The sequence below is a fragment of the Burkholderia sp. Bp9031 genome, from assembly GCF_003857965.1.
GTDB classification, from domain to species: domain Bacteria; phylum Pseudomonadota; class Gammaproteobacteria; order Burkholderiales; family Burkholderiaceae; genus Burkholderia; species Burkholderia ambifaria_A.
On the sequence record NZ_QTPW01000009.1, the window covers coordinates 115437 to 132857 of the forward strand.

At 67.2% G+C, this 17421-nt stretch carries 16 protein-coding genes and 1 tRNA gene; 8 read left to right on the forward strand and 9 right to left on the reverse strand.

Going from position 1 to position 17421, the window contains the following annotated elements; all coding sequences use genetic code 11:
- Positions 1-82: 82 nt before the first annotated feature.
- On the reverse strand, positions 83-1231 hold the full coding sequence (dgoD, locus tag DIE15_RS14630; protein WP_057926637.1) for a galactonate dehydratase: 1149 nt from the start codon (positions 1229-1231) through the stop codon (positions 83-85).
- Positions 1232-1350: 119 nt separating this feature from the next.
- On the opposite strand from dgoD, the gene DIE15_RS14635 reads away from it, so the two are divergent.
- Positions 1351-2070: a FadR/GntR family transcriptional regulator gene (locus tag DIE15_RS14635; RefSeq protein ID WP_260428262.1), complete on the forward strand. Its 720-nt coding sequence runs from the start codon at positions 1351-1353 to the stop codon at positions 2068-2070.
- Between the two features lie 22 nt (positions 2071-2092).
- Here the strand turns inward: DIE15_RS14635 and DIE15_RS14640 are convergent, their stop codons facing one another.
- Positions 2093-2338: a DUF1272 domain-containing protein gene (locus DIE15_RS14640; RefSeq protein WP_057926638.1), complete on the reverse strand. Its 246-nt coding sequence runs from the start codon at positions 2336-2338 to the stop codon at positions 2093-2095.
- Positions 2339-2493: 155 nt separating this feature from the next.
- Here DIE15_RS14640 and DIE15_RS14645 point away from each other — a divergent pair, with 155 nt between their 5' ends.
- The gene (locus DIE15_RS14645; protein ID WP_057926639.1) at positions 2494-2841 is read left to right on the forward strand and encodes a GFA family protein; all 348 of its coding nucleotides are present in this window, start codon (positions 2494-2496) and stop codon (positions 2839-2841) included.
- A gap of 30 nt (positions 2842-2871) precedes the next feature.
- On the opposite strand, the gene DIE15_RS14650 is transcribed toward DIE15_RS14645, so the two are convergent.
- On the reverse strand, positions 2872-5979 hold the full coding sequence (locus DIE15_RS14650; RefSeq protein WP_057926640.1) for a transglycosylase domain-containing protein: 3108 nt from the start codon (positions 5977-5979) through the stop codon (positions 2872-2874).
- A gap of 392 nt (positions 5980-6371) precedes the next feature.
- On the opposite strand from DIE15_RS14650, the gene DIE15_RS14655 reads away from it, so the two are divergent.
- Positions 6372-6656 carry a PAAR domain-containing protein gene (locus DIE15_RS14655; protein WP_057926641.1) on the forward strand — a complete coding sequence of 95 codons (285 nt, stop codon included), beginning with the start codon at positions 6372-6374 and terminating at the stop codon, positions 6654-6656.
- A 43-nt stretch (positions 6657-6699) separates the two neighbouring features.
- On the opposite strand, the gene DIE15_RS14660 is transcribed toward DIE15_RS14655, so the two are convergent.
- Positions 6700-6960 (reverse strand): cupin, encoded by a 261-nt coding sequence (locus DIE15_RS14660; protein WP_260428265.1) that lies wholly within the window; start codon positions 6958-6960, stop codon positions 6700-6702.
- A gap of 137 nt (positions 6961-7097) precedes the next feature.
- Positions 7098-7781: a DJ-1/PfpI family protein gene (locus tag DIE15_RS14665; protein ID WP_124833650.1), complete on the reverse strand. Its 684-nt coding sequence runs from the start codon at positions 7779-7781 to the stop codon at positions 7098-7100.
- A 116-nt stretch (positions 7782-7897) separates the two neighbouring features.
- Here DIE15_RS14665 and DIE15_RS14670 point away from each other — a divergent pair, with 116 nt between their 5' ends.
- Positions 7898-8866, forward strand: coding sequence for a GlxA family transcriptional regulator (locus DIE15_RS14670; RefSeq protein ID WP_124833651.1), 969 nt, complete (start codon positions 7898-7900; stop codon positions 8864-8866).
- Positions 8867-9064: 198 nt separating this feature from the next.
- Complete coding sequence (locus tag DIE15_RS14675) at positions 9065-10036, forward strand: LysR family transcriptional regulator (protein ID WP_124833652.1); 972 nt, start codon at positions 9065-9067, stop codon at positions 10034-10036.
- A 108-nt stretch (positions 10037-10144) separates the two neighbouring features.
- On the opposite strand, the gene DIE15_RS14680 is transcribed toward DIE15_RS14675, so the two are convergent.
- The 4 genes from DIE15_RS14680 to DIE15_RS14695 all read right to left on the reverse strand — a co-directional run bounded on the left by DIE15_RS14680 (position 10145) and on the right by DIE15_RS14695 (position 14532).
- Positions 10145-10221, reverse strand: a tRNA-Met gene (locus DIE15_RS14680).
- Between the two features lie 123 nt (positions 10222-10344).
- Entirely contained in the window at positions 10345-12003 is a 1659-nt protein-coding gene (locus DIE15_RS14685) for an MFS transporter (RefSeq protein WP_057926646.1), read from the reverse strand.
- A gap of 229 nt (positions 12004-12232) precedes the next feature.
- Positions 12233-13786: a sensor histidine kinase gene (locus DIE15_RS14690; protein ID WP_124833653.1), complete on the reverse strand. Its 1554-nt coding sequence runs from the start codon at positions 13784-13786 to the stop codon at positions 12233-12235.
- A gap of 17 nt (positions 13787-13803) precedes the next feature.
- Positions 13804-14532, reverse strand: coding sequence for a response regulator transcription factor (locus DIE15_RS14695; protein WP_057926648.1), 729 nt, complete (start codon positions 14530-14532; stop codon positions 13804-13806).
- A 190-nt stretch (positions 14533-14722) separates the two neighbouring features.
- Between DIE15_RS14695 and recA the strand changes: the two genes are divergently transcribed.
- The 3 genes from recA (at position 14723) to DIE15_RS14710 (ending at position 17417) form a co-directional block, all read left to right on the forward strand.
- Positions 14723-15793, forward strand: a complete 1071-nt coding sequence (recA, locus tag DIE15_RS14700; RefSeq protein WP_057926649.1) for a recombinase RecA — start codon at positions 14723-14725, stop codon at positions 15791-15793.
- A complete protein-coding gene (recX, locus tag DIE15_RS14705) occupies positions 15793-16662 on the forward strand; it encodes a recombination regulator RecX (protein WP_124833654.1) in 870 nt (289 codons plus the stop codon). The genes recA and recX overlap by 1 nt, the downstream gene beginning before the upstream one ends.
- Positions 16663-16808: 146 nt before the next feature.
- Positions 16809-17417 (forward strand): DUF2889 domain-containing protein, encoded by a 609-nt coding sequence (locus DIE15_RS14710; protein WP_124833655.1) that lies wholly within the window; start codon positions 16809-16811, stop codon positions 17415-17417.
- Positions 17418-17421 lie beyond the last annotated feature (4 nt).

Consider the following 17421-nt stretch of genomic DNA (forward strand, 5'->3'; position numbering starts at 1 on the left):
AAAACGGCCGCCTGTCGGGCGGCCGTATCGAAGCCGATGCGCGGCATGCCCGCCGCGCAACGCACGTCAGCTCACGGCTTCGTCACCACTCGGCGACGCTGCCGTCCGCATGGCGCCACACCGGATTACGCCAGCGGTGGCCCGTCTTCGCCATTTCACGCACCTTCTCCTCGTTGACGTCGATGCCGAGCCCCGGGCCCTGCGGGATCGCGACGAAGCCGTCTTCGTAGCGGAACACCTCGGGGTTGCGCAGATAGTCCAGCAGGTCGTTGCCCTGGTTGTAGTGGATGCCGAGGCTCTGTTCCTGGATGAACGCGTTGTAGCTGACCGCATCGAGCTGCAGGCACGCGGCCAGCGCGATCGGGCCGAGCGGGCAGTGCAGCGCGAGCGCGACGTCGTAGCTTTCCGCGAGCGTCGCGATCTTGCGGCACTCGGTGATGCCGCCCGCGTGCGATGCGTCGGGCTGGATGATGTCGACGTAGCCGCCCGCGAGGATGTGCTTGAAGTCCCAGCGCGAATAGAGCCGCTCGCCGAGCGCGATCGGCGTGTTGGTCTGGTTGACGATGTCGCGCAGCGCCTCGGCGTTCTCCGACAGTACCGGCTCCTCGATGAACATCAGCTTGTACGGATCGAGCTCCTTCGCGAGCACCTTCGCCATCGGCTTGTGCACGCGGCCGTGGAAGTCGACGCCGATCCCGACATGCGGGCCGACCGCGTCGCGCACCGCCGCGACGTTCGCGATCACCTGCTCGACCTTGTCGTAGGTATCGACGATCTGCAGCTCCTCGGAGCCGTTCATCTTCACGGCCTTGAAGCCGCGCTCGACCACCGCGCGCGCGTTGTTCGCGACGTCGCTCGGCCGGTCGCCGCCGATCCACGAGTACACCTTGATGCGGTCGCGCACCTGGCCGCCGAGCAGCGCATGCACGGGCACGCCGTGATGCTTGCCCAAGATGTCCCACAACGCCTGGTCGACACCCGCGATCGCGCTCATCGTGATCGGGCCGCCGCGGTAGAAGCCGGCGCGGTACATCACCTGCCAGTGATCCTCGATCAGCAGCGGATCCTTGCCGACCAGATAGTCGGCGAGTTCGTGCACGGCGGCTTCGACCGTATGCGCGCGGCCCTCGACGACCGGCTCGCCCCAGCCGACGATCCCTTCGTCGGTTTCGATCTTGAGGAACAGCCAGCGCGGCGGGACGACGAAGGTTTCGAGGCGGGTGATTTTCATGTGGGGAGTCTCCAGGGGCGACCGGCGCGGACGTGCGGATGCCGCGCCGATTCAGTGCATGACGGTTATCCTAGCGCAGCTCGCTAAAAAATAGTATTAATAGCACTATTGCGCAGATAGTGGGCAGCCGTGGCGAGCCCGCCCAACGGAGAACGATCATTCAACGCGACCTGCATGGACAGACGGCTTTCCTGCTCGCGACGGCGATCCTGCGAGGCGACTATCCGCCCGAATCGCTGCTGCCGCGGGAACCGGAGCTGATGGAGATGTTCGGCGTGAGCCGCACGGTGCTGCGCGAGGCGCTGCGCACGCTGACGTCGAAGGGGCTGATCGAATCGCGGCCGAAGGTCGGCACGCGCGTGCGGCCGCGCCGCGCGTGGAACCTGCTCGACGCCGACCTGCTCGACTGGTACGCGCGGGTTGCGCCGCCGCTCGCGTTTGCGCTGAAACTGCAGGAGATGCGCGAGATGATCGAGCCGCACGCGGCCGCGCTGGCCGCGCGCACGCATGGGCCGGGCGCCTTCGACGCGATCGAGGATGCGGTGCGCGCGATGGCCGCAGCGCGCAACGTCGACGAATGGGTGCGCGCGGACCTGCGCTTTCACCTGAGCGTGCTGGAGGCCGGCGGCAACGAGCTGCTGGTGCCGCTCGGTGCGCTGATCGCCCGCACGCTCGAGGCGCAGTTGCACCTGAATGCCCGGCGTGCGCACGTGTTCAACGCGTCGCTCGCCGAGCACACGGCCGTCAGCGACGCGATCCGCGTGCGCGACGAGGACGGCGCGCGCCGCGCGATGGCGTCGCTGCTCGCGGTGACGCGCGCGCGGATCGAGATGTCGTGACGGGCAGGGGTGGCGCCGGTCGTCAGGCGTTCGCGCACCCGCCCGGCTTCAGCACGCGCTGCGTCGACGCCGGATATTTCGCGAGCAGGCTCGCCGGCCGGCGCGGACGCGCGACCAGGTCGCCGCCGCAGTTCGGGCAACGGCCCTTCAGCACGTCGTCCGCGCAGCTCGCGCAGAACGTACATTCGAAGGTACAGATGCGCGCGTCCGCCGAGTCGGGCGGCAGGTCTTTGTCGCAGCATTCGCAGCCGGGGCGCAGTTCGAGCATGACGGTGTTCCTCGTAGTCGGAGCGGATCGGGGCGGGCGCTGCCGCACATTGCATGCGACGCGCGTGCGCGCTACTGTACCCGCATGAGTCGGCCCGGCCAACGGTGTCCCGCCGGGATGCCGTCGACGCGCACGGGCCGCCCTGGGAGACGACCATGCTCTATCGCGGAAGCTGTCACTGCGGCGACGTGAAGTTCGAGGCGGAAGGCGATCTGCAGGGCGTGATGGCCTGCAACTGCTCGATCTGCCGGCGCAAGGGCGCGCTGATGTGGTTCGTGCCGCGCGACCACCTGACGCTCGTCACGCCCGAAGAGAATCTTTCCACCTACATGTTCAACAAGCACGTGATCCGCCATCGCTTCTGCAAGCGCTGCGGGATTCACACGTTCGGCGAGGGTACGCATCCGAACGGCACCGAGATGGCCGCGATCAACGTGCGATGCCTCGAGGATGTCGATATCGATGCGCTGCCCGTCACGCACTACGACGGCCGCTCGCGCTGAGCGGCCCGTCGTCGCGTGTACGGGCCGCCGTCAGGACGGCTCGACCGGCGCGGCCTGTGGCGTCGGCGTTTCCGCCTGCGGCGCGGGGCCCGTCGTGCGCGTGCCGGCTGCGACCGGGCGCTCGATCAGCGGTGCGAGCGCCGGCGCCATCGATTTCAGCAACTGCACGGCCATCGCGCTCGTGAAGTCGTAGCGTGCCGCGTATGGCTCGTGCGCGGTCGCCGTCAGCACGCCGAAGAAGCGATCGCCGAGCACGAACACGAACGTGCCGCTGCGGTTGACCTTGCGCGACTCGATCAGCCGCGCGCCGCGCGCGTAGATATTGAAGCGCTGGTCGCCCGTCCCGGTCTTGCCGTACACCTCGAGCGTCTTGCCGTCGGGCAGCGTGAAGCCGCCCGCCAGGCGCCGCGCGGTGCCGTTCAGCACGACGTCGCGCAGCAGCGTGCGCGTCACGTTGACGATCTCCGGTGACAGCATCGGCTGCGGTTGTGCAGCCGCGCGCACGAAGCGCGTTTCGTACGGCGTGCCCTTCGCGAAATCGAGGCGCGTGATCGTCTCGGTCGGCGCCTTCTGGCCGCCGTTCGCGATCAGGCCGATCAGTTTCGCGAGCGCGTCGGGCTGGTCGCCCGATGCGCCGATCGCGGCCGCGTACGACGGCGTGACCTCCGCGAACGGATAGCCGAGCGCGCGCCACGCCTTCGTGATTTCCCCGTACGCGCGCAGCTCGACCATGCGGCGGATGCGCCGATCCTGGGTCGCGTGGTAGCGCGTCTTGTACAGCCACGAATACGTGTAGAAGCGCGCATCGCGGCTGTCGCGCTGGACTTCGCCGAGCGACGCGTTCGGATGTGCGCGCAGGTAATTGAGCGTCCACAGCGCGAGCGGGTGGACGCTTGCGATGTAGCCGCGATCGTTGAGGTTGAAGCGGTCGATCGCGTACTTCGCATAGAGCGCGGCGAGGTCGTCGTCCGACAGCGTCGCGGCGGGCGTACCCTTCAGCTGCGCGCGCATCTGCGCATCGAACCACGCGAGCGATTCGTGCGGCGCGACGCTGCGCAGCACCGTCGCGATCTTCGGCGGCGACTTGCGCACGTTCTGCAGCATCAGCGCGAGCGCGTCGTCGGGCGCCTTGCCCGCGTAGCGCGTGTAGAAGCGCTTCACGTAGACCTTGCTTTCGCCGTCGACGAACTGCTCGAGGTAATGCTTGCGCTGCTCGGGATCGCCGAGCCACGACGACGACGGGCCGGCCGTCTTCAGCATTTCGTAATGGACGATGTCGCGCATCAGCCGCACGAACACCAGGTTGACCGAGTGCTCGAACGCCGTGTGCAGCGTCAGGATGCGGCCGTTGTCCGACTTCTCGAAGTTCGAGAACACCTGCGCGCCGCCACCCGTGTAGAACACGTCGGGACTCGCCGAGTACTTGCGTTCGACCGCGGCGTCGAGCATCGCCTGCAGCGAGCGGTCGCGCGTATGCGACAGGTAGTCGAGCGCCCAATGCGACAGCCCGTCGAGCGGGTCGGGCTTCACCTGCGCGAGCTGCGCGTTCGACAGGTTGCCGTAGCGCGCGTGCAGGTCGGAGACGATCTGCAGGTAGGTGATCAGCGTGCGCAGCTTCGCGGTCGAGCCGAGGTTGATGCGGCCGCCGCGGTTCACGTCGAACGGCTGGTTCACGCTGTCGGTCTGCACGCGCAGCAGGTTCGCGCCGTTGCGATGCTCGTACAGCGTGAAGCTGTATGTGAGGTGCGACGGGTCGTCCTTCGGCGCGAGCATCTCGAAGCCGTACAGGCCGGCGGCCTGCGCGCCGTCACGGGTGGACGCCTTCGCGAGCCGTTCGGCGACCGCCTGCTGCACGCCGTTGTCGAGCGTGCTGGTGGCCTCCAGGTCGAGCAGGTCGAGCTGGTACAGGTCGTTGATGCCGAGCGCCGCCAGCAGCGACGCGCGTGCCGACGTCACGGCCTTGCGCGACACGAACGACTGCACGCGCGCGGCGGCCGGCGGCGCGCTGCGCTCGATCTGCGCGGCGAGCGCAGCGTCGCGCAGTGCGGGCGAGATCACGCCGCCGCTCGACAGCAGCCGCAGGTAGCTGTCGGTCAGCTTCTGCAACGCCGGATAGCCGCGATTCAGGAAATACGACGGCGCGCGCTGCGCGATGACCAGCGACAGCACCTCGCGGAACGTCTTGCCCTGTTCGTCGACGTTGTCGCCGGTCGTCGGCGCGGCGAGGATCCGGTTCACGTCGTTGAAGTCGCGGCCGTACCACGCCGCGAGACCGTCGCCGATGCCGGTGATTTCGCCCACGTGCGGGCGTGCGGCGAGCGGTACCGAGTTCAGGTAGCGCACGACGATCGAGCGGCGCGCGAGCATCGTCTGCGGGCCGTTCATGTACGCAAGGACCGACGCGGACGCGATCTGCCGCAGCTTCTCCGGTGGCGTCGCGGTGCGGCCGTCGGGCGAATGGCGGAACTTCTCGATCTGCGTCGCGAGCGTGCTGCCGCCCGGGCGTGCCTGGTGATGGTTGACGACGTGCATCGCCTGGTCGGCGAGCGCGCGGCTGAAGCGCCCCCAGTCGATCGCCGGATTGCGGTTCGGCTGGTTCGCGTCGAGCAGGTAGCGGTCCTCGATGAACAGCAACGAATCGGTGACCACGCGCGGCACCGCGTCGAAGTCTGCGTAGACGCGTTGCGGGAACACGGTCGCGAACAGCGGCGAGCCGGTCGAATCGAACAGCATCAGCCCGGTCTGGTCTTTCTCTTCGTAAGGCAGGAACAGGCCGCGATCGGCGAGCGAGAGCATCCGGTCGGAATCGCGCGCCTGCTTGCCGACGACGAAGCCGCGCGCGAGCAGACGCTGCTGGAACGCAGGAATCATCGAATAGCCGAGGCGCTGGTCGTACGGCCCGTTGGCAGGAAAGCGGATGTGGTCGCTCGCTCCGGATTCGACGGTGTAGCCAACGTCGCGGGTGAGTTCGGACAGGTAGTGCGCCTGCAGGCGCGACGTCTCGATCTCGGTCATCACGAGCCGTGCAAGGATCGCGATCGCGATCACCAGCGCGGCCAGCAAAGACCACTTGATCCACGTCCAGACCGATGCACTCCCGGTCACGCGCGGCAGGATGCGATTCAGCGGCCGATTCATGGCGGCGTCTCCCTGAAGGCGCGGGCTCCGGCCACACCTCATTAAGGATTAGTGTAGTCCTCAACCGTGGGCTGCCAAGAGCGGTTCTCTACGGAGATGCACCGACGCAACAGATGTGCCCGCACCGTGTGTGGGCTGCGTTGCAACCGCCCGAGCCCCGCCTGGCGTGCGTTCCCGGCTGTTCTCGGGTGTCGCGGCGAGCCTGCCGGCGACGCTGGAAATGGTGCGCGATTGCACCCTTCATTCACCTGACGAAATGTTCGGTGAGGTGATCGATGAAAAGTCGCGCGATGATATCGTCGCGCAACCCCCGCGACCGACGGGCGGATACCGACTGCCCGCACGCGGTCCGACGCCGTGTTGCGCGGCGTTTCCGAGGGAGAGCCGAACTCGTGAGCCGCAAATTCATTCTGAAGGGCGACACGACCGACCATGGTGGCGCCATGCTCGACGGGATCGCCAATTCGTCGTTCGACGGCGGCGAGTTCGCCTGTCTCGGCGCGCCGGTGTTCTGCGCCGCGTGCAAGACCCGGGGCGTGATCGTGTCCGACGGCGGCGAGCGGACGATGACCGTGATGGGCAAGGTCGTTGCGCGCGAACCCGACCTGTGCCAGTGCCGGTGCACGCCGCAGCCGAAGCTGATCCCGTCGCAGGGGACGGGCACCCTCTCTGGCTGACGCCCGTCGAATCCGTGCAACGTACGATGCGGGCTGCCCGTCGTCAGACGCTGCCTTCGGTCTCGATCACGAGGATGCGCGCTTCGCCGAGCGGGTGCGCGACGTGTTCGGTGCCGATCGTCGCGTGGAATACGTCTCCCGTTTCGAGCAGCGTCGCGTGCTCGATGCCCGCTTCGCGGTAGCGCATCTCGACGCGGCCGTCGAGCACCGCGAATACTTCCTCTCCGTCGTTCACATGCCACCGGTACGGCTGATCGGTCCAGTGCAGGCGGACCGTGATGCCGTTCAGGTTCGCGATGTCCAGCGCGCCCTATGGGCGCTGCGCGGTGAACGCGGTGCTGCGGATGATGTTCATCGATCCATCCGTGAGTGTGGAGGCTGCGCAGGGCCGGCGGCGTGATCGCGTCGCTTGCCCGCCAGCCTGATTCGATGTGCTCCGGATCAGCGCGACATCGCCCGCAAGGCCGCGTCGATCGTCTGCCTGCGCTTTTCCAGCCCAGCCGCCGAACGTTCGGTCACACGCTTCAGGACCGATGCCGGTGCGGTATCCGGGGAGCCCGCATCGAACGGCGGCGCCGGCGCGTATTCGAGCGCGAGCTGGATCGACTGCGCCTCTTCGTCGCCGACGAGTTCGGCGGCGATCGTCAATGCGAAGTCGATGCCGGCCGTCACGCCGCCGCCGGTGATCAGGTTGCCGTCGCGCACCACGCGCTCGCGCACGGGCACGGCACCGAGCGGCTCGAGCAGCCCATGAAACGCCCAGTGCGTCGTCGCGCGGCGTCCGCGCAGCAGGCCGGCCACGCCGAGCAGCAGCGCGCCCGTACAGACCGACGTCACGTAGCGCGCGGCGGCCGCGCGCTGCTGCACGAACGCGATCGTTTCGGCATCGAGCAGCAGGTCGTTGATCCCGATCCCGCCGGGCACGCAGATCACGTCGAGCGGCGGGCAGTCGTCGAACGTGCAGGTCGGCGTGAGCGCGAGGCCGCTGCTCGACGCGACGGTGTCGCGCGATTTCCAGACCAGGTGGACAGCCGCGTCCGGCAGCGACGCGAGCACGTCGTGCGGGCCGGTGAGATCGAGTTGCTGGACGCCCGGAAACACGAGAAGGCCGATATGCAGGGTCATGCGAACACTCCGAAGGGAAGGGGATGCACCGCGGCCGGCGCACAATGGACAGATCGATTCTAGACGCGTAGTGTTTGGCGAAATTGCCAGATCACCCACGTTTTCAGCCAATCGCCATGCCTGCCGCTCCGCGCTCGATCCTGGTCCTCGCGTTCCCCCGTGCGCAGTTGCTCGACGTGACCGGGCCGCTGCAGGTGTTCGCCTCCGTCAACGAACTTGCGCAGGAGCGCGGTCGGCCCGCACCGTATGCGCCGCGCGTCGTCGCCGCCGAGGCCGGGCCGATCGAGACGTCGTCGGGCCTCGTCGTGATGGCCGATTCGCTGCGCTCGGCCGGGCGGCCGGATACGGTGATCGTGGCCGGCGGCAAGGGCGTGCACGCCGCGTCGCGGGACGCGCGGACGGTGCGTTGGGTCCGGCAGCAGGCGCAGCGCGCACGACGTGTCGCGTCCGTGTGCACCGGCGCATTCCTGCTCGCCGAGGCCGGCCTGCTAGACGGGCGGCGTGCGGTCACGCACTGGGCGCGCTGCGACGAATTCGCGGCGCGCTACCCGAACGTGCGCGTCGAGCCCGATCCGATCTTCATCCGCGAAGGCGCGCTATGGACGTCGGCTGGCGTGACGGCCGGCATCGATCTCGCGCTGGCGCTCGTCGAGGAGGATCTCGGGCGGGCGATCGCGCTCGACGCCGCGCGCGAACTCGTCGTGTTCCTGAAGCGGCCGGGCGGGCAGGCTCAGTTCAGCGCGATGCTGTCGATGCAGCGCACCGACGACCGCTTCGGCGAACTGCATGCATGGATCGCCGAGCATCTGGACGCCGACCTGTCGGTGCCCGCACTCGCCGAGCGCGTCAGCATGAGCGAGCGCAGCTTCGTGCGCCACTACCGCGCGGGGACCGGCCGCACGCCCGCGCGCGCGGTCGAACAGATTCGCGTCGAGGCCGCGCAGCGTTTGCTCGGCGAAACCGCGTGGCCCGTCAAGCGGATCGCCACGCGGTGCGGCTTCGGTTCGGAAGAGACGCTGCGGCGCAGTTTCGTGCGCGTGCTTGGCGTGTCGCCGCAGGGATATCGCGAGCGGTTCGTGCGGTAACGCGACCGGTGTGCGGCAGCGAGGCCATGCGCTGTAACCGGGGACGGAGCCGACGTCGCTCGGAGCTGCTCGACGGCAGATTACTTTCGAGTCCGAAAAGCGGTGACTATTCAAAAGTGGAGAACAATCGACTGGGACTTGTGCCGCGCCCGCCGCGCGCTCTATTCTGTTCCGTTGGCGATTCGAAGGGGGCGCAGCATGGACCGCATCCAGGCAATGGAAGTTTTCACCCGCGTGGTCGACGCGAACAGCTTTACGCGCGCGGCCGACACGCTCGCGATGCCGCGCGCGTCGGTGACGACCATCATCCAGAATCTCGAGGCGCTGCTCGGCGTGCGCCTGATGCACCGGACGACGCGCCGGCTGTCGCTGACGCCGGAGGGCGCCGCGTACTACGAGCATTGCATGAAGATCATCTCGGAGATCGCGGAAGCCGACGCGAGTTTCCAGACCGGCAATCGCAAGCCGAGCGGCGTGCTGCGTGTTCACATGCCGAGTTCGCTCGGGCGCCGTATCGTGTTGCCGTCGCTGTCGATCTTCCGGCAGCGCTATCCGGACATCACGCTCGACCTCGGCTTGTCGGACCGCTACGTGGATCCGGTCGAGGAGGGTATCGACTGCATGATCCGGGTCGGGCCGCTCGAGGATTCATCGATGGTCGCGCGGCGGATCGGGATGCTCAAGCGCGTGACCTGCGCGTCGCCCGACTATCTGGCGCGTCACGGCGAGCCGCAGGAGATTGCCGACCTGGCCGCTCATCACGCGGTCAATTTCCGCGCGAGCCACGGTGCGCGTGCCATTCCGTGGGTGTTCATGATCGAGGGCAAGCCGGTCGAGGTGCGGATGAACGGCAGCGTCACCGTGAACGATTCGGATGCGTATGTGACGTGCGGGCTCGAAGGGTTCGGGATGATCCAGCCGACGCTGTTCATGGTGCTGCCGAACCTGCGCGACGGCTCGCTCGTCGAGGTGCTGCCCGACTGCAATCCGAAGCCCAAGCCGATTTCGATCGTGTATCCGCACAACCGGCATCTGTCGCAGAAGGTGCGCGTGTTCGCGGACTGGATCGCAGAGCTGTTCGAGTCGACGCCGGCGCTGGAGGGCGGGGAGAACTGGCGCGGGAAGGTGCGGGCGGATTCTATAGAGGAGCGCGGATCGGTGGTGGCATAGAGCGCAACGTGCGCGTGACCTGAAGGACGGGTGACGCGCGATATCGCTTGCACCGGATGAGGCAATGAAAAAGCCCGGTAGATCAAAGATCTACCGGGCTTTCGCATTTGGTGGCGAATCAGGGACTCGAACCCCGGACCTGCGGATTATGATTCCGTCGCTCTAACCGACTGAGCTAATTCGCCGAAGACTTGAATTATGTAGATCTACCTCTTGGCTGTCAACACCTTTTTTCATCTTTCCTGAAAAAAGTGCCGGCGGCCCGCGCCAGCCCGGGTTGCAGGCGGGTGCTACCCGCCTGCCCGATCTCAATCCTGCGCGTAGATGTTCGAGTCCTTCGTCTCCTTGACGAACAGCAGGCCGATCACGAACGTGGCCAGTGCGATCACGATCGGATACCAGAGCCCCGAGTAGATGTTGCCCTTCGCCGCGACGATCGCGAACGCTGTCGCCGGCAGGAAGCCGCCGAACCAGCCGTTGCCGATGTGATAGGGCAGCGACATCGACGTGTAGCGGATCCGCGTCGGGAACATCTCGACCAGCATCGCGGCGATCGGGCCGTAGACCATCGTCACGTAGATCACGAGGATCGTCAGGATCACGATCGTCATCGGCCAGTTGAGCTGTGCCGGGTCGGCCTTCGCCGGGTAGCCGGCCGCCTTCAGCGTCGACGCGAGCGTCTTGTCGAATGCCGCGCCCTGCGCCTTCGCGTCGGCCGCCTTGCCGTCATAGGCTGCAATCACCGTGTCGCCGACCTTGATCTGCGCGGTCGTGCCGGCCGGTGCCGCGACGTTCTCGTAGTTCAGGCCGGCCTTCGCGAGCGCACCCTTTGCGATGTCGCACGAGTCGGTGAACTTCGACGTGCCGACCGGGTTGAACTGGAACGCGCAGGTGGCCGGATCGGCGATCACCGAGATCGGTGCCTTCTGCGTCGCGATCTCGAGCTGCGGGTTCGCGTAGTGCGTGAGCGCCTTGAACAGCGGGAAGTAGGTCAGTGCCGCGATCAGGCAGCCCGCGAGGATGATCGGCTTGCGACCGATCTTGTCCGACAGCGAACCGAAGAACAGGAAGAACGGCGTGCCGATCAGCAGGGCGATCGCGATCAGGATGTTCGCGCTGGCACCGTCGACCTTCAGCGTCTGCGTGAGGAAGAACAGCGCGTAGAACTGGCCCGTGTACCACACGACGGCCTGGCCGGCGGTCAGGCCGACGAGCGCGAGGATCACGATCTTCAGGTTCTTCCACTGGCCGAATGCTTCGGTCAGCGGCGCCTTCGACGTCTTGCCTTCCGCCTTGATGCGCAGGAACACCGGCGATTCGTTCAACTGCATCCGGATCCACACCGACACCGCGAGCAGCAGGATCGACGCGACGAACGGCACGCGCCAGCCCCAGCTGCCGAACGCTTCCTCGCCGATGAAGGTGCGCACGCCGAGGATCACGAGCAGCGACAGGAACAGGCCGAGCGTCGCGGTCGTCTGGATCCACGCGGTGTAGAAGCCGCGACGGTTCGCCGGCGCATGCTCGGCGACGTAGGTCGCCGCGCCGCCGTACTCGCCGCCGAGCGCGAGGCCCTGCAGCAGTCGCATCGCGATGAAGATCACGGGTGCCGCGATGCCGATCGACGCGTAGCCGGGCAGGAAGCCGACCACGAAGGTCGAGATGCCCATGATCACGATCGTCACGAGGAACGTGTGCTTGCGGCCGACGAGGTCGCCGAGCCGGCCGAACACGATCGCGCCGAATGGCCGCACGGCGAAGCCGGCCGCGAAGCCGAGCAGCGTGAAGATGAAGGCGGCGGTCGGATTGACCCCGGAGAAGAAGCTCTTGCTGATGTAGGCCGCGAGTGAGCCGGCCAGGTAAAAGTCGTACCACTCGAACACGGTGCCCAGCGACGACGCGAAGATCACCTTCTTCTCTTCGCCCGTCATCGGCGCGTGCGAAATTTGCCCGCCTAACGTTGCCATGAATCGTCTCCAAGTCCCTTGATATAGATATGCGGCCGCCTTGGGTGGGCGGGCCTGTCGACGATTATTGGCAGGGAAACTTACGGCGCACTGACTCGCGGGCACAAAACGACTGCGCGTTAACCCGCGCCGAATCGGCCGCTTCGCGCCCCGATCGTGTCGCAAACGGGCGGTAAAGCGCCGGTTTCGATGCGATCGCGGGGCGGTACGCGGTATGGGCGCGCGCGTGTCAGGCGGGAGCCGGGACGGCTTCCGACAGCGGCAGGCTGATGCGCACGAGCGTGCCGGCGAGGCGCGGCGCCTGCTGGTAGACATGATCGTCGAGCGTTAGCGTGCCGCCGTGCTGCGCGGCGATCTCGCGCACGATCGCGAGCCCGAGGCCGCTGCCGTCGCCTTCGCGGCCGAGGATCCGGTAGAAGCGCTCGACCACGCGGTCGCGCTCGGCGGGCGGGATGCCGGGCCCGGTGTCCTCGACCTCGAGATGCACGCGCCGCGCCGCACGCTCGGCCCGCACGCGCACGGTGATGCGGCCGCCTTCGGGTGTGTAGCGGATCGCGTTGTCGACCAGGTTGCCGAGCATCTCGCGCAGCATCACCGGATTGCCGTCGACGTCGAGCGGCGCGTCATCCTCCGGGCCTTCGTAGCCGAGGTCCATCCGCTTCGCGAGCGCGGCCTGCACCCAGTCGCGCACCGTGCGCCGTGCCAGCGCGGCGATCTCGACCGGCTCGAACGTCAGTCCGCTCGCGCGATTCTCGGCGCGCGCGAGCGCGAGCAGTTGCGTGACGAGCCGCGCGGCCTGCTCGGAACTCGTCGCGATCTGCTCGAGCGAGCGCTGCACGTCGGGCGGCACCGGTTGGCGCAACGCGAATTCGGCCTGCGTGCGCAGCCCCGCGAGCGGCGTCTTCATCTGGTGCGCGGCGTCGGCGATGAAGCGTTTCTGCAGTGCCATGTTCTGTTCGAGACGCGCGAGCAGGTCGTTGAACGACGTGACGAGCGGCTCGATCTCGGGCGGCGCGCGCTGCGCCTCGACGGGCGACAGGTCGTCGGGCCGCCGCGCGCGGATGTGCGCCTGCAGCGCGTTGAGCGGCGCGAGCCCGCGCGACAGCCCGAACCAGACGAGCAGGATCGCGAGCGGCAGGATCACGAACTGCGGCAGGATCACGCCCTTGATGATGTCGTTCGCGAGCGCGTTGCGCTTGTCGAGCGTCTCGCCGACCTGCACGAGCACGGGCTGCGTGCCGCTCGACTCCGGCAGCGCGACAGTCGTATACGCGACGCGCACGTCGTTGCCGCGCAGCAGGTCGTCGCGGAACACGACGACGCCCGGCGGTGGGCGGTCCTCGTCGCGCGGCAGCGGCATGTCGGCCTCGCCCGCGACCAGCTCGCCGCGCGTGCCGAGCACCTGGAAGTACACGCTGTCGATGTTGTCCGCGCGCAGGAAGTCGCGCGTCTGCTGCGGCAGCGTCAACTCGGCGACGCCATTGACCGGATGGATCTGCCGCGCGAGCACGTATGCGTTGGTCTCGAGGGCGCGATCGAACGGGCCGTTCGCGATCGTCTTCGCGACGAGATAGGTGACGGCGATGCTCATCGGCCACAGCAGCAGGAGCGGCGCGAGCATCCAGTCGAGGATTTCGCCGAACAGCGAGCGCGGGCGTGCGGCCTCGGGCGTGTCGGTTTCGTCGGGCGGCGCGAACGGGTTCTCGTAGCGCGCGTCGCGCGCGGCATCGGCGGCGGACGGCTGCTCGCCGGTCGGATGGCGGGAACGGGCCGGCGTGGCCATCGCGGCGACGGCCGTGTTCAGCGCAGCGGCGTGCCGGCCGCCGCGGGCTGGGGCGCGGCCGTGTCGGCCGGTGCCGCGGGCGCGACTTTCTCGAGGCAGTAGCCGAGGCCGCGCACGGTGGAAATCCGCACGCCGCTCGGCTCGATCTTCTTGCGCAGCCGGTGCACGTACACTTCGATCGCGTTGTTGCTGACTTCCTCGCCCCATTCGCACAGATGGTCGACGAGCTGCTCCTTCGACACGAGCCGGCCGATGCGCTGCAGCAGTACTTCGAGCAGACCGAGTTCGCGCGCGGACAGGTCGAGCACGCGATCGTTCGCATACGCGATGCGGCCGACCTGGTCGAACGCGAGCGAGCCGTGGCGCACGACGGTCGGGCCGCCGCCCGCGCCGCGCCGGGTCAGCGCGCGCACGCGTGCCTCGAGTTCGTTGAGTGCGAACGGCTTGGCCATGTAGTCGTCCGCGCCGAGGTCGAGCCCCTTCACGCGCTCGTCGACGCTGTCGGCGGCGGTCAGGATCAGCACGGGGAGATTGGAATTGCGCGCGCGCAGGCGCTTCAGCACGTCGAGCCCGGACATCTTGGGCAGTCCGAGATCGAGGATCAGCAGGTCGAAGGTCTGCATCGACAGCGCGGTATCGGCATCGACGCCGCTCTTCACGTGGTCGACCGCATAGCCCGATTGGCGGAGTGACCGGGTCAGGCCGTCCGCGAGTATGCTGTCGTCTTCGGCGATGAGAATTCGCATGTTGCTGACCGGTGGCCGGCGGGGCGTTCACGCCGGCGCGGCTGTCTCCGAAGTTATCCGTGTACAACGCAGCCTGCATTGCGGGCTTGCATAAAACACTGTTTTTTTATACAGTGTCTGCATTCGTGGGCGGCGCTTGAAAGCGGGCGCGCCTCTAACAGACGCTGCTCATCATAGCAAAGGACGATTCATGGAAGATAGCAAGAAGGGCTCCGGGATGACCGCCGAGAAGAGCAAGGCGCTGGCGGCCGCACTCGCGCAGATCGAGAAGCAGTTCGGCAAAGGATCGATCATGCGGATGGGCGACGGCGAAGCGACCGAAGACATCCAGGTTGTCTCCACGGGCTCGCTGGGTCTGGATATCGCACTTGGCGTCGGCGGCCTGCCGCGCGGCCGGGTGGTCGAGATCTACGGTCCGGAATCGTCCGGTAAAACCACGCTCACGCTGCAGGTCATCGCCGAACTGCAGAAGCTGGGCGGCACGGCAGCCTTCATCGACGCCGAGCACGCACTCGACGTTCAATATGCAGCGAAGCTCGGCGTGAATGTGCCGGAGCTGCTGATCTCGCAGCCGGACACCGGCGAGCAGGCGCTCGAAATCACCGATGCGCTGGTGCGCTCGGGCTCGATCGACATGATCGTGATCGACTCGGTCGCGGCACTCGTGCCGAAGGCTGAAATCGAAGGCGAGATGGGCGATTCGCTGCCGGGCCTGCAGGCTCGCCTGATGTCGCAGGCGCTGCGCAAGCTGACGGGCACGATCAAGCGCACGAACTGCCTCGTGATCTTCATCAACCAGATCCGGATGAAGATCGGCGTGATGTTCGGCAACCCGGAAACCACAACGGGCGGCAACGCGCTCAAGTTCTACTCGTCGGTGCGTCTGGATATCCGCCGGATCGGCTCGATCAAGAAGAACGACGAGGTGATCGGCAACGAAACCCGCGTGAAGGTCGTCAAGAACAAGGTGTCGCCGCCGTTCCGCGAAGCGATCTTCGACATCCTGTATGGCGAAGGCATTTCGCGTCAGGGCGAGATCATCGATCTCGGCGTGCAGGCGAAGATCGTCGACAAGGCAGGCGCCTGGTACAGCTACAACGGCGAGAAGATCGGTCAGGGCAAGGACAACGCGCGTGAATTCCTGCGCGAGAATCCGGAAATCGCCCGCGAGATCGAGAACCGCATTCGTGAGTCGCTTGGCGTCGCTGCGATGCCCGATGGCGCAGGCAACGAAGCCGAGGCGATGGACGAAGAAGAGTGATGGTCGGGCGCCGAGGTCAGGCTGGCGAACCGGAACCGAGCGACGCGCCCGAAACGGCGGGTCGCTCCGGCCGGCGAGCCGAATCCTCGGGGGCCGACCGGCGGGGCGCGGGCAGTCATGCCGCGAACCGCACCGCGACGAGGGCATCCGACGATGCCCTCGTTTCGTTTGAGATTACCGTGCCGGTCGATCCGTTCGACGACGAAGAATCGTTCGACGCGCATGACCGGTCGAGTCGTCGCGTGTCCGGTGTCAGCTTCCCGGGCGAGCGCGCGGCCGATGCGGCTGCGCCGGTCAAGGAAGATGTGTATACGCGCAGCAGCCAGCATCCACGCCGCCCGCGCCGCGCATCCGGCAGCTCTGCCGGCGCGGCTTCCGGCAACGAGTCGGCACCCACCGAGCGCAAATCGTCGAAACCGCCGCGTTCGCTGAAGGGCCGCGCGCTCGGCTACCTGTCCCGGCGCGAATACAGCCGCGCCGAACTCGCGCGCAAGCTCGCGCCGTACGTCGGCGAGGACGAATCGGTCGAACCGGTGCTCGATGCGCTGGAGAAGGAGGGCTGGCTGTCCGATGCGCGCTTTGCCGAAAGCCTCGTGCATCGCCGCGCGTCGCGTGTCGGCGTCGCACGCATCGTCAGTGAACTGAAGCGCCATGCGGTCGGCGACAGTCTCGTCGAGGAAGTGAATGCACAATTGCGCGAGACCGAGTTGACACGTGCACAGGCCGTCTGGCGCAAGAAATTCGGTGCACTGCCGCAAACGCCGGCCGAGCGCGCGAAGCAGGCGCGCTTTCTCGCCGCGCGCGGCTTTTCGAGCGCGACCATCGTGAAGTTGCTGAAGGTCGGCGACGATTTCCCGATCGACGATTAACCGATTCGGTCGCGCGCGCTGCGCGCGATTTTGCTGCAATGCAACCGTTTCCGGACAGGCGGGAATACCCGCCGTCGCGGCCGGATGCCTCAAATACCCGATATGCTAAAATCCACGGGTTTTCCTCTTCGGCCTCAACCTCCAGCATGCCGCTATCCGAGCCCGTGCCCCGTCAGTTGCGACATCGACGCGCAATCCGAGCGGAAGCCTACGAGCGCGACGACGGCTTGTGGGACATCGAAGCCTGCCTGACCGACCACAAGCCGCGCGACGTCGCGCTTGCGTCGGGCATCCGGCCCCAGGGCCTGCCGATCCACGAACTCTGGCTGCGCGTGACTATCGATCGTGACCTCAATGTCGTCGACGCCGAAGCGTCGTCGGAATGGGTTCCTTATCCCGGTCACTGTCAATCCGCCACTCCCGCCTATCGGGCCCTCATCGGGCTCAACCTCTTCCGCAATTTCCGCCGCAACGCGAACCGGCTGCTCGCCGGCGTCGCAGGCTGCTCCCATCTCACCGAACTATGCGCCGTGCTGCCGACGGCAGCGATCCAGGCGTTCGCCGGTGACGTGTGGAACGTGCGCGAGGAGGGCGGCGAAGGGCCGGATCACGACGGCGTGCACGCCGAACCGCCTTTCCAGCTCGGCCGCTGCCGGGCGCTGCGGTTCGACGGCGAGGTGGTTCGGCAGTACTACCCGCGCTGGTATGGCCCGATTCGGCCGGATATGCCCGGTGAAGGCAGCACGAAGGAATGAACGG

Bases quoted from the DNA above. Each gene is read 5' to 3' on its own strand.
- DIE15_RS14645 (WP_057926639.1), top strand. From the start codon at position 2,494: ATGCTCTATCGCGGAAGCTGTCACTGCGGCGACGTGAAGTTCGAGGCG.
- DIE15_RS14670 (WP_124833651.1), top strand. From the start codon at position 7,898: ATGCCTGCCGCTCCGCGCTCGATCCTGGTCCTCGCGTTCCCCCGTGCG.
- DIE15_RS14640 (WP_057926638.1), bottom strand. From the start codon at position 2,338: ATGCTCGAACTGCGCCCCGGCTGCGAATGCTGCGACAAAGACCTGCCG.
- DIE15_RS14685 (WP_057926646.1), bottom strand. From the start codon at position 12,003: ATGGCAACGTTAGGCGGGCAAATTTCGCACGCGCCGATGACGGGCGAA.
- recX (WP_124833654.1), top strand. From the start codon at position 15,793: ATGGTCGGGCGCCGAGGTCAGGCTGGCGAACCGGAACCGAGCGACGCG.
- DIE15_RS14650 (WP_057926640.1), bottom strand. From the start codon at position 5,979: ATGAATCGGCCGCTGAATCGCATCCTGCCGCGCGTGACCGGGAGTGCA.
- DIE15_RS14695 (WP_057926648.1), bottom strand. From the start codon at position 14,532: ATGCGAATTCTCATCGCCGAAGACGACAGCATACTCGCGGACGGCCTG.
- DIE15_RS14690 (WP_124833653.1), bottom strand. From the start codon at position 13,786: ATGGCCACGCCGGCCCGTTCCCGCCATCCGACCGGCGAGCAGCCGTCC.
- DIE15_RS14675 (WP_124833652.1), top strand. From the start codon at position 9,065: ATGGACCGCATCCAGGCAATGGAAGTTTTCACCCGCGTGGTCGACGCG.
- DIE15_RS14665 (WP_124833650.1), bottom strand. From the start codon at position 7,781: ATGACCCTGCATATCGGCCTTCTCGTGTTTCCGGGCGTCCAGCAACTC.
- dgoD (WP_057926637.1), bottom strand. From the start codon at position 1,231: ATGAAAATCACCCGCCTCGAAACCTTCGTCGTCCCGCCGCGCTGGCTG.
- recA (WP_057926649.1), top strand. From the start codon at position 14,723: ATGGAAGATAGCAAGAAGGGCTCCGGGATGACCGCCGAGAAGAGCAAG.
- DIE15_RS14710 (WP_124833655.1), top strand. From the start codon at position 16,809: ATGCCGCTATCCGAGCCCGTGCCCCGTCAGTTGCGACATCGACGCGCA.